This is a genomic window from Herminiimonas sp., from assembly GCF_030645555.1.
Classification (GTDB): Bacteria; Pseudomonadota; Gammaproteobacteria; order Burkholderiales; family Burkholderiaceae_D; genus Oxalicibacterium.
Window position 1 is genome coordinate 1 of sequence record NZ_JAUSME010000285.1, and the last position, 10482, is coordinate 10482.

The following is a 10482-nucleotide window of genomic DNA, read 5'->3' on the forward strand; positions in this document are numbered from 1 at the left end:
TCTATGAACACTTTCAATTCGCCGCTCTGGAAAGGTGTCCACGTTTCATTCGTCGTCAGCGGTTCGGTGACGATGATGGCGACGCGGTCATTCGGCGTCGTCACTTCGGAAAAATCCACCTTGATGTCTTCATCGGACAGCGCCGCGACGGCAAACGGATATTGCCGCACGATGTAATGCAGATGCGTAGAGCAATGGGCAAACAGGGCAGAGCCATCCGACAGCATCATGTTGAAGGTGCCGTGCGCGGCGATTTCACGGCTCAGTTCCGCGATCGCGGCCCGCAGTTCCGGCAGCAGCGGCAAGGCGTCGTCGAAGCGGCGGCGCAGTTCTTGCAGGATGTAGCAGAATGCCGCTTCGCTATCGGTAGTGCCGACGGGCTGGTAGGGCCCGTTCAATTCAGGATGGAAATCCTTCAAGTCGCCATTGTGCGCGAAGACAAAATAACGCCCCCATAATTCGCGCACGAAGGGATGGCAGTTTTCCAGCGCGACATGGCCCTGGGTGGCCTTGCGTATATGCGCGATGACGTTTTTCGATTTGATCGGAAAGCGCCGGATCAGATCGGCTACCGGCGAGTCTATCGCCGCCTGGTAATCGACAAAATGGCGCACGCCGGCGCCTTCAAAAAATGCGATGCCCCACCCGTCATTGTGGACATCGGTACCGCCGCCGCGTGTCGCGAAGCCGGTGAAGCTGAACACAATGTCAGTCGGCACATTGCAATTCATTCCGAGTAGCTGGCACATGGATTTCCGTTGCGATCGTAATTGTTTCGTTGAGGCAAAATGTACCGACACAGTATCACGACTGCCATGCGGCCAGCCCTTCCTGCCGGTTGCGGATCATCGTTTTTCTGTCGTGTTTTGTGCAAAAAAACAGAAATATCGATGACATTCCGTATGCAATTTGAAATGTCAAAGTCCGGTCATAATCGTCAACTAGCATGAGTCACATCAATTTGAATGTCAGGTGACTTATGAGTATGCAGAATTTGCTGGTTCAGGGCGGTACCAGTCTGGTGCAGGATGCGCTGGGGGCAAGCAACTGGAGCACGAAGCCGATTGCAGTCTCGCAGTCATGCATAGACAACATAGCGGCAACGCCCAACGATCCGATGCGGCATCAAACGATAGTTGATGCCAGCGGCTTGCTGGTGTTGCCGGGCATGGTCGATATCCACGGCGATGCGTTCGAGCGCCAGGTGCAGCCGCGGCCGGATACGATATTTGCCTACGACATTGCGCTGGCCGACACCGACCGGCAACTGGTAGCCAACGGCATCACTACCGCTTGCCATGGCTTGACCTATTCATGGGAAGGCGGCTTGCGCGGGCGCGATTCTGCCATCGCGCTGCTGGAGCAGGTCGCGCGGCAGCGCAAGACTGCGCATGCCGACCACCGCATCCATCTGCGCTTTGAAAATCATCATGTCGATGGCCTGGCCGATGCCTTGCTGTGGATACAGCAGGGGCGGATAGATTGCTTTGCCTTCAATGAGCACTTGCCGGCGATTGCAAAAAAATCTGCACTGCCGGAAAAGCTGGCAGCCTACAGCGAACGCGCGCGTTGCGATGCGCCTACCTATCTGCGGCGTTTGCAAAAAGCGCAGGCGCGCGCGGATCAGGTGCCGCAAGTCATCGCGACGCTGGCCCGCGCTTGCCGTGAGCGCGGCGTGCCTATGGCGTCGCATGACGATGAGACATTTTTGCAGCGCGAGCGGTATCAGGAGCTAGGTGTGATGATCAGCGAATTCCCGCGCACGCAGGAAGCATTGCTGACGGCGATGGGGCTGGGTAACCAGGTGGTGATGGGTGCGCCGAATGTCTTGCTGGGCGGCAGCCATTGTGGCGGCTTGTCGACCGAGGATGCGGTCAAGAGCGGCCTGTGCGATATCCTGGCGTCTGATTATTACTACCCGTCTATGCTGCATGCGGCATTCAAGCTCGCGCACCTGGGTTTGTGCACGCTGGCGCAGGCATGGTGCCTGGTGGCGCAAAATCCGGCGCGTGCACTGGGCCTGGAAGATCGCGGCCATATCCGCAACGGCGGCCGCGCCGACATGGTGCTGGTCGAAGTGTCGGCGGCTGGCACGGCGCGACTGGTGGCGACCATCGCGGCTGGCAAAGTGGCGTATTGTGCCGATCCTGCGCGCCTGCGCATGCCGCACGCCTATCAGATAGCGGCTTGACGCGGCCCCGGCTCGCTGCGCGCAAGCTGGATCCGGCAGCGCCACAATGCATGTCCTGAGGCTTGATATTTTTGCTCGAACGGCGTGATCGTCTGCTCTGGCACATAGGCTGCACAAGCCACGGTCTGCTGCGTCAATTGCAGCAAGGCGGCAGCGAATTCTTCCGTATAGATGCGCCAGTTGCTGCGGCATTCCAGCGTCCCGCCGAGGGCAACGATAGTCGGGAATACCGGATGTCCATGCCAGCGCCGCGCCAGATGGCCTATCTTCGGCCATGGATTTGGATAGAGCAGGTAATGCCGCTCCAGACGTATTCCGCTTTCCAGTAGCAGCCGCCAGTAATCGACCAGGTCGGCACGTATCCGGATGAAGTTGGCCGGTGGCGCATCCGGCCAGAGCGTATTGCGCGCGTTGCGGTCTGCCGACTGGTCGACGCCGATGACAAAATGGTCGGGAAATTGCGCCGCCAGATGCATCGTCGACAAGCCGACGCCGCAGCCGGCGTCGAGGATCAGGGGCTGCGCCCCGGCAGCTTGCCAGCTTGCGATACTGTGCTCGAATGCAGCGCGGTTGTATGCAGTGACAGGTTTTTGAAACACACTGGCGACATGCCTGGCCAGCAGTGTCTTCAATTGCGCATGGACTTCAGTTTGACGGCTGAAAATTTGATAAGAGTTCGCGTGCATCGCGATCGCAGGGCCGGGGAGAGATCGAAAAAAGGCGCTTGCATGTATCCGTGATGAGCCATGCAAGCGTGCAAAGTAGCGATCCCTGTTGTGCCGGTATCGCTGCTGGGGAGGAAAAGTGTCTAGTGGAAGACGACGGCCTGGCTCATGTAGGCATCATAGTTGCCAAGAAATTCATCGATTTCCTCGACGCTGGGTTCGCCCGCTATCAAATCCTTCACATCGCGGCGAAACGATTCTGCCAGCAAGCCGGCAATGAAGATTTCGCGTTTGGCGGGCTTGTCCATGATTTCATAGCCGCCAAAGCGCAAGGCGTCCTGCCCGTCATCAGCGCCGAATTCCACCACGCTGTACTGCTCGCTGTTGTAGATCAAGTTCATATAATCTCCTGTTGCCAAAGCGATGACAAATCATCGCGTTGATACGGACATGGCGCTGCTCGGGATAATTTCAAGACTGGAGCTGTATAAATCAGGCTCTTGAGTTGGTAACGGCGTGTTACAGCGGATATTGAGGCCAGCTAACGAAGATTAACAATGTGACGTAAATGTCATTATCGTTTTGCTATGCGCTGCACACGATGTCGTCTGTCAGCGTGAGCAGGTTGTCGCAGGGTGCCTGCGTGAGGAAGCTGCGCAACTGGGCGATATGCGTGCTGTCGGCCACGCTGATGTACAGCCGCTCTGGCCGGGTGCGCAAGATGCGGTTCAAGGTCACGCGCAAGACCAGATTGCCGGTGCAGCACATGCAGCCGGGAGCGATGCGGGCAATCTTCAGTTGGGGATGGGGTGCGAGTGTATCGAGGTCGCTGCTGCCGTCGGGCAAGCCTTCCAGGACGATCGCGGTATGTACGCTGCTGTCGAGGCGGCTGAGTATGGCGGCTTCGCGGTTTTTCGCCCGCGCGCCTGTCACCAGCGACGTCAGTGTCATATTCCTTTTTTTGCGATCTTGCCGGGTTCTACGCCGAGTTGCTTGAGCTTGCGATACAGGTGCGTGCGCTCGAGTCCGGTTTTTTCCGCGACGCGCGTCATGCTGCCGCCTTCGCGGCCGAGGTGATGCTCGAAGTAGGCGCGCTCGAAGGCGTCGCGTGCTTCACGCAGCGGTAGTTCGAACGAGGCCGTGAAGAATTGTGTATCGGCGGACATCAGCGGTACGGAGACGTTGCCCTGGTAGCTCAGGCCGGTTGTTGCCGGCATGCTCTTGTCTGCTGACAGGCTGTGCGTTTCGGTAGCGGCGACGCTGGTGCGCACCGGTATCGTTGCCACACGCGTGACTTCCTGTCCGCGCGAGATGCCTTGCTGCACGGCTTTCAAGAGTTTTTGCAGCGAGATCGGTTTTTCCAGGAAATTGAGTGCGCCTATGCGGGTCGCTTCGACGGCAGTATCTATCGTCGCGTGACCGGACATCATGATCACCGGCATCGTCAGCAAGCCATCGCGCTGCCACTCCTTGAGCAGCGTCACGCCATCGGTATCCGGCATCCAGATATCGAGCAGGACCAGATCCGGTTTTGCTGCCGCGCGCAATTCACGCGCCTGCTGGGCATTCTCTGCTGTTGCCACGACATGCCCTTCATCCCCGAGGATTTCGGACAGCAACTCGCGGATTCCCATTTCATCATCAACAACTAGAATATTGGCCATCTCTTTACACCCTTGTCTTGATTGTCATCCTCTTTGCAAGTCTTGTAGTCCAGACTTTATCAAGGGGCTAACTTTAACAGCAAAATTGCCACTTTTGCACCATTCGTCGTGGTTCTGTTTTTTATATCGATGCGGCCGCCATGTTCTTCTATGATTTTCTTCACCATAGCCAGTCCCAGACCGGTGCCGCGCGGTTTGGACGTGATGTAAGGCTCGAAGGCATGGGCCAGGATTTTGGGTGAAAATCCCGGTCCGTTATCGGTGATCGACAGCTGTACCGCATTGCTGACGGCGCCATCCGAACTCCGGTAATGGATTTCTTCGGTAATGATATCAATACGCGGCCTGGGTATCTGCGTGGCGCGGTCGCCAACCGCATCCTGCGCATTTTGCAGCAGGTTGTGTATGACCTGGCGCAACTGGGTAGGGTCGCCCATGATGTGCGGCAATCCCTCTGTCAGCGAGGCATGGATGATGTCGCGCTCGTCGCCGGCCAGATACAGGTGCAGGATTTCCTCTATCAGCGCATTCAGGTCGAGTGCGGATAAAACCGCCGGCGGCGTTTTTGCATAATCGCGGAAGTCTTCGACCATGCGCTTCATCGCCGATACCTGGTTGACGATGGTTGCCGTGCTGCGTTCGAGGATGGCGGCATCCTGCTCGTTCAACTTGCCTTCCAGCTTCATGTGCAGGCGTTCGGCCGACAGTTGTATCGGCGTCAGCGGATTTTTGATTTCATGCGCCAGGCGTCGCGCGACTTCGCCCCAGGCAATCGAACGCTGCGCCGAAATCACATCGGAAATATCATCGAACACCACCACATAGCCGCTATCCCTGGCGGCCGGCAGGCGTGAGCCGCGCGCCAGCAGTGAAATATCGTTTTCTGCTTCCGCCCCGCCCATGCGGCGCGGCACATCGATCTGGTGTTGCCAGTGCAGGTTGCCGGTGGCGCCGCCATCTGCTGCCGATTGCGCGCTTTTTTCAGAAAAGGATTGCGTGATGACTTGTGCAAATGCGCTCAAGCCATCGATTTCTTTCAGCGGCTTGCCTATGTGCTGGGAAAAGTCATGCTGCAGTATGCGTTCTACCGATTCATTGCAGGTGACCAGTTTGAAATTCCTGTCCAGCACCATCACGCCGGCCGACATATTGGCTAGCACCGATTCCAGATAGCCTTTGGCGTTTTCCAGTTCGGCGCGATTTTTTTCCACCGAAGCGCGCGCATCGAATAACTGGCGCGTCATCGTATTGAAGGATTGCGTCAGGGTGCCGAGCTCATCCGAGGTTGCAATGATGGGGCGCGGCGAGAGATTGCCTTCCGCCACCGCCTTGGTTCCTTCTGCCAGCAGCAGCAAAGGCTTGGCCAGATCACTGGCGATCAGGAAGGCGCCGGCGATGGCGCCGAAGATCGCCAGCAGCAAGGTCAGCGTCAGCGTTACCAGGTAAATCTTGCGCAAGCCGGTGCGTGCCAGATAGCGTTCCTGATATTCACTGTAGGCCAGGCGCAGCGCTTCCGCATTCCTGGCCAGCTGTTCCGGCACCGGCTGCAGCAATTGCAGGTAACGCGTTTCGGATTGCAGCGACAGGGATTTGCTTGCGCTTGGAATCTCGACCACGACACGCAGGCGCAGGCTGTTTGCCGGATTGGCGGCAGCTGCGGTAATCGTGTTGGTTTTGGCTTTGGATACGGACGGGCTGTTGTCCTGGAAATCGTTATTGCCCTCTATGGCGGCATAGGCGCGTGTCTGGCGCGCTTGCCGCAACATGACGGCAGTAGGCAGGTCGTACAGGAATGCACCCAGCTGCGAGCCCGAGCTGGCTATCACCTGGCCGTTGCCGGTCACGATCACCGCTTCCTGCGTTGCGTTCTGGTCGCGCATGCGCGACAACTGAGTGACCTGTGCGGCTTCGGAAGCATCCGACAGTTCCAGCGCCATGTTGCGCGTTTTCAGGCGCAAATCATCGAGCGATGCATCGAGTGCGGAACGGCCGAGGTTGAGGCCGGATTCGAGCGCCGATTCGACGCGTACGTCAAACCATGATTCGATCGAGCGCGAGACGAATTGCACCGACACGGTATAAATCACGATGCCCGGCAGGATGCCTATCATCGCAAACAGCAGCACCAGCCGCGCCATCAGTTTGGAGCCGAACTTGCCGCGCTTGTGGCGTTTGTACAAACGCAGCAGCAGCAGCACGACCAGCGTCAGCAAGGCCGCGGCAACGACTGCATTGAGGATCAGCAGCCACGGGTAATTACGCTCGAACAGGCTGGAATTTTCAGAGGCCGAGGCCAGCATGAACAGCAAGATACTGACAACGGCGCCGCCGACAACCAGCAAATACCGAAGTAGCCGTGTCACTGTCGTTCTGCCGTGTAGGTGAAGTGTTTCCAGTGCGACGACAGGCGCCAGTCGCTGCTGTTGAGCGCATGGACCTGGAACGGCTTGGGCAAATGGGCGACGTCGAGTTGCATGCGGATGGCAACGTCATACGTCTGGCCGGTTTTCAACGCATTCCTGTCGGCGACCACCCAGCGATTGGGGCGCCGTATCATCGACAGTGCATCGTCCAGCGTGCTGAAGCTTTGTTGCAGGCTGCCGGTAATGGCAGCGCTATATTGGCGCGTCAGTACATTGTATGAAATGCGTATGGTTTGTGCCCTGACGATCTCTTTTGCATCAAACCAGTACCAGCGCGGCTTGGTGATTTCGATTTCGGTCGTGAAGTACAGCGGTATGCCGCGTGTCAGCGCATCTTCCAGGCCGCGGTTGAGGTCAAAGGCGAAGGTTGCCGACAAGCGATAACCTTCGCTGCTGTCTTCCAGGTGCGCCTGTTCGATTTCTATATTCTCGGCTGCATGCGTGACCGTGTGTTGCAGCGCGAACGCCAGCAGCAGGGTGGCGCATAGCCAGTAGAGAGAAAAGGAAAGTTTTCGTTTCACGCGTCTAGGGGCAGAGCAAGCGCCTGGCAGTTGGTAGCGGTTGAAAAAGGTCAAGCTCCGGATTTTTGAAACAGTGCGTAAAACAAGCCGTCATGATCGTTTTCTGCATTTGCGGTCGGCAGCAACTGGCCCGGCGCCGGCAATCGGCTGGCCTGATTGCGTACCGCGAAGGCAGCAGCTTGCGCTTCCGATTCCTGCGGCCATACCGAGCAGGTCACAAACAGCAATTTACCACCCGGCCGCACCATCTGCCAAAGGTTGTCGAGAATTTGCGCGGAAAGTGTGGCTAGTTGCACCGCATCGCCTTTGCGCCGCAGCCAGCGTATGTCAGGGTGGCGCCGCACGATGCCGGATGCAGTGCATGGCACGTCAGCCAGTATGCGGTCGTACGGTTTGCCGTCCCACCAGCTGTTGTCGCTGGCGTCCCCGGTTTGCAGGGAGGCGCTCAATTGCAGGCGTTGCAGGTTTTCCGTGATGCGCGTCATGCGGCGCGGGTCATTGTCCAGTGCGACCAGTTCCACATCTGCAGTTTCCAGTATGTGACCGCTCTTGCCGCCGGGCGCTGCGCACGCATCCAGCACGCGCATGCCATCCTGCAGGTCCAGCAGAGGCGCGGCAAGCTGGGCGGCGGCATCCTGCACCGAGACCAGGCCATCGTTGAAGCCGGGAATTTGACTGACCGGCGTGGCTTGCGTCAGGCGCACCGCAACAGGTCCGATGCGGGTGGCGGCGATGCCTTTTTCCGCCAGCAGCGCGAGGTAATCCTCTACCGTGGTTTTGCGCTGGTTGACGCGCAGCGTGAGCGGCGGCGCAGCATTGCCTGCCTGCAGTATCGCCTGCCAGTCTTGCGGATAAGCCGAGCGCATCCGGTCTATCCACCAGTCCGGGTAATTCCAGCGCGCCATCTGCGTGCCGGCCGCACTCTTGGACAGTGCTTCCCGTTCGCGCAGGAAGCGGCGCAGCACGGCATTGACCATGCCCTTTGCATGCGCCATGTCGGGGTCCGCGGCAGCAGCAGTGACGGCTTGATCGACGACGGTAAATGCGCTGTAACGGGCATTGGCTTCGGTTTCATCCGGGTCTGAAATCAGCGCCAGCGCACAGCACAGCAAGCCATGCAGGATTGCAGGTTCGGTCGGCTTGGTCGTCATTGCATTGAGCAAGGCTTCGGCGCGGCCGATGTGGCGCATGCAGTAATAGGAAAGATCCTGGATGGCTCCGCGCGCCTGTGGCGTTGCGCTGGTTTGCGCAAATATACGCGCCAGCGACTGCGGCAATGCAACTCCGCGTCCTACATCGGCCACAGCCTGGGCGGCGCCGTGCAGGCTGAAAGAGAGGGAATCCGGCTTTAAATGTATGGTCGTCACGTTATGTCTTCGTTAAGGCTGGCGCTTGTCGCGACGGGTACAGATATCGTCCGCAGCATTTCCAGCCAGGGCCTGATGCAGGCATGGCTCTTAAATTTCTAATGACGTGATTGTAGCGGTGCAAGGCGCTGCGCGCGCACCAGGGCGAGACAAATTACGGAAGTTTGTTACTTTGCGTGCGTGCGGGGCATGCGGATGCCGGCCTGACTGGCCGGCTTGACCCGGGTCAGACGCCCCACACCACGTCTTTATTTTCTGCTTTTGCGGCGCGCAACATTTCAAGCAGCGGGTAGGCGCGCGATGAAAAACTCACGGCTTCCGGTTGTTCATGTTCGTTATCGTCACCGTTTTCGCCATGGTGGGCGACCACATCGCGTTGCACGGCGTCGGAGGCAGAGTGCGCCTTGCTTTCAGTGATTTCCACTTCCAGCAATGCAATCGCGTTGCCGGTTTCTGCTGCGGTAATGACGCCGCGTTTCGGATCTTTATGGAGCAGGTCGAAAATGCGTTTGGCGTGCTCTTCATACATCAGGACCTCGGCGGCAGCTTTGGATTTGAACGTGACTAACATGCGCAGCCTCCTCTAAGTGAACTATGACAAAACGATAGCATGATTTCCAGCCGTGCTCTAGCAGAGTTGCGTGCCTGCGCTGTGTGCATCAGGCGCTTGAAAATTGCACGGAATCAATCCTAGTTGAATTTGAATGAGGAAAAAAACGTGTCGACCGTATCGCGCTTGAGGCCTTTCTCGGCGCCGAGGACGACTACTTGATACACACGTTTTTCCTTGGCGACGAAGCGGCCGAACAAGATGCGGCTTTGCCCATTCGCTGCTGGCCCGCTTGCCTCGACTTCAGTGACCGCCACTTTGCCTGCTGCATATGGTGATTGCGCCATCGTCAATACTTTTTCCTGCCGGATCTTGCCGCCGATGTTATTGACCATCGCAGTTTTCATTGCGCTCAGTGAAACCTGGGCCTGGGTTGCGTCGGGCAGTTCTGCGCTACCAACGGCAAAGGTCACGCCCTCGACTTCAGCGGCCACCATCGTCATCGACACCGGCGTGCCGTTCAAGTCTATCGTGCGGGTAAATGTAGTCGGTTTGCTGGGCAGCGCGATCACATAGGTGGCATTTTCGCCGCGCACTTCGCGCCAGTCGTATTTGGGCGTACAGGCCGCCAATGAGAAAACTGAGGCGACTACCAGGGTCTTGAGCAATATCGAAGCGATGAATTTCATGATGTTAGGGATCAGGTGCAATTGCAATATGGTACACCGCCACATCCCTGTCATAGCGATTGGCCGGCTTGCATGCATCCGGATAATGCCGCCCGGCCAGTACAAGGCGAGTAAAATCCGTACCAGTTTTGCACAGCATCCTTTTTATATAACGTGTCATGAGGCGCCTATCCATGGGAAAACTGCTCGCGATCGATGGCCTCAATATCGTGCGGCGTGTGTATGAAGCCAATGTGGAGCCCGATAGCCCGGCCAAGGCGGAAGCAGCGCTGCGCCACTCGCTCGCATCATTCAGGAAACTGCTGGCCACGCACCAGCCCACGCATGTGCTGCCGGCCTTCGATTTTGGCGGTCATACCTGGCGCCACGATCTCTACGCGCGCTATCGCGAAAACCGCGAGCCCATGCCGGC

Annotated in this window: 11 protein-coding genes and 1 pseudogene; 2 read left to right on the forward strand and 10 right to left on the reverse strand. The window is 57.9% G+C overall.

Annotated features, from left to right (window positions below; all coding sequences use genetic code 11):
• A partial coding sequence (locus Q7T06_RS10915; protein WP_304784545.1) for a class II glutamine amidotransferase occupies nucleotides 1-749 on the reverse strand: 749 nt, incomplete at its 3' end.
• Nucleotides 750-979: 230 nt separating this feature from the next.
• On the opposite strand from Q7T06_RS10915, the gene Q7T06_RS10920 reads away from it, so the two are divergent.
• Nucleotides 980-2191 carry an alpha-D-ribose 1-methylphosphonate 5-triphosphate diphosphatase gene (locus Q7T06_RS10920; protein ID WP_304784547.1) on the forward strand — a complete coding sequence of 404 codons (1212 nt, stop codon included), beginning with the start codon at nucleotides 980-982 and terminating at the stop codon, nucleotides 2189-2191.
• Here Q7T06_RS10920 and Q7T06_RS10925 read toward each other — a convergent pair.
• From Q7T06_RS10925 to Q7T06_RS10965, 9 genes are all read right to left on the reverse strand, one after another.
• Nucleotides 2176-2877 carry a tRNA (guanosine(46)-N(7))-methyltransferase TrmB gene (locus tag Q7T06_RS10925; RefSeq protein ID WP_304784549.1) on the reverse strand — a complete coding sequence of 234 codons (702 nt, stop codon included), beginning with the start codon at nucleotides 2875-2877 and terminating at the stop codon, nucleotides 2176-2178. The genes Q7T06_RS10920 and Q7T06_RS10925 overlap by 16 nt on opposite strands.
• 122 nt (nucleotides 2878-2999) lie before the next feature.
• Nucleotides 3000-3257, reverse strand: coding sequence for a DUF3567 domain-containing protein (locus tag Q7T06_RS10930; RefSeq protein ID WP_304784551.1), 258 nt, complete (start codon nucleotides 3255-3257; stop codon nucleotides 3000-3002).
• A 184-nt stretch (nucleotides 3258-3441) separates the two neighbouring features.
• Nucleotides 3442-3807, reverse strand: a complete 366-nt coding sequence (locus Q7T06_RS10935; RefSeq protein ID WP_304784553.1) for a GTPase — start codon at nucleotides 3805-3807, stop codon at nucleotides 3442-3444.
• Nucleotides 3804-4520: a response regulator gene (locus tag Q7T06_RS10940; RefSeq protein WP_304784555.1), complete on the reverse strand. Its 717-nt coding sequence runs from the start codon at nucleotides 4518-4520 to the stop codon at nucleotides 3804-3806. The genes Q7T06_RS10935 and Q7T06_RS10940 overlap by 4 nt, the downstream gene beginning before the upstream one ends.
• Before the next feature lie 59 nt (nucleotides 4521-4579).
• Nucleotides 4580-6883, reverse strand: coding sequence for an ATP-binding protein (locus tag Q7T06_RS10945; RefSeq protein ID WP_304784557.1), 2304 nt, complete (start codon nucleotides 6881-6883; stop codon nucleotides 4580-4582).
• The gene (locus tag Q7T06_RS10950; protein ID WP_370652371.1) at nucleotides 6880-7464 is read right to left on the reverse strand and encodes a DUF4390 domain-containing protein; all 585 of its coding nucleotides are present in this window, start codon (nucleotides 7462-7464) and stop codon (nucleotides 6880-6882) included. The genes Q7T06_RS10945 and Q7T06_RS10950 overlap by 4 nt, the downstream gene beginning before the upstream one ends.
• A gap of 50 nt (nucleotides 7465-7514) precedes the next feature.
• On the reverse strand, nucleotides 7515-8831 hold the full coding sequence (gene rsmB / locus Q7T06_RS10955) for a 16S rRNA (cytosine(967)-C(5))-methyltransferase RsmB (RefSeq protein ID WP_304784558.1): 1317 nt from the start codon (nucleotides 8829-8831) through the stop codon (nucleotides 7515-7517).
• Nucleotides 8832-9057: 226 nt separating this feature from the next.
• A complete protein-coding gene (locus Q7T06_RS10960) occupies nucleotides 9058-9402 on the reverse strand; it encodes a DUF1840 domain-containing protein (protein WP_304784560.1) in 345 nt (114 codons plus the stop codon).
• 119 nt (nucleotides 9403-9521) lie between these two features.
• On the reverse strand, nucleotides 9522-10070 hold the full coding sequence (locus Q7T06_RS10965) for a hypothetical protein (RefSeq protein WP_304784562.1): 549 nt from the start codon (nucleotides 10068-10070) through the stop codon (nucleotides 9522-9524).
• A gap of 173 nt (nucleotides 10071-10243) precedes the next feature.
• On the opposite strand from Q7T06_RS10965, the pseudogene Q7T06_RS10970 reads away from it, so the two are divergent.
• Nucleotides 10244-10482: pseudogene (locus tag Q7T06_RS10970) on the forward strand (5'-3' exonuclease); the annotation flags it as partial.

Coding starts and splice junctions, on each gene's coding strand:
- Q7T06_RS10940 (WP_304784555.1), bottom strand. CDS start 4,520: ATGGCCAATATTCTAGTTGTTGATGATGAAATGGGAATCCGCGAGTTG.
- Q7T06_RS10920 (WP_304784547.1), top strand. CDS start 980: ATGAGTATGCAGAATTTGCTGGTTCAGGGCGGTACCAGTCTGGTGCAG.
- Q7T06_RS10960 (WP_304784560.1), bottom strand. CDS start 9,402: ATGTTAGTCACGTTCAAATCCAAAGCTGCCGCCGAGGTCCTGATGTAT.
- Q7T06_RS10925 (WP_304784549.1), bottom strand. CDS start 2,877: ATGCACGCGAACTCTTATCAAATTTTCAGCCGTCAAACTGAAGTCCAT.
- Q7T06_RS10935 (WP_304784553.1), bottom strand. CDS start 3,807: ATGACACTGACGTCGCTGGTGACAGGCGCGCGGGCGAAAAACCGCGAA.
- Q7T06_RS10965 (WP_304784562.1), bottom strand. CDS start 10,070: ATGAAATTCATCGCTTCGATATTGCTCAAGACCCTGGTAGTCGCCTCA.
- Q7T06_RS10930 (WP_304784551.1), bottom strand. CDS start 3,257: ATGAACTTGATCTACAACAGCGAGCAGTACAGCGTGGTGGAATTCGGC.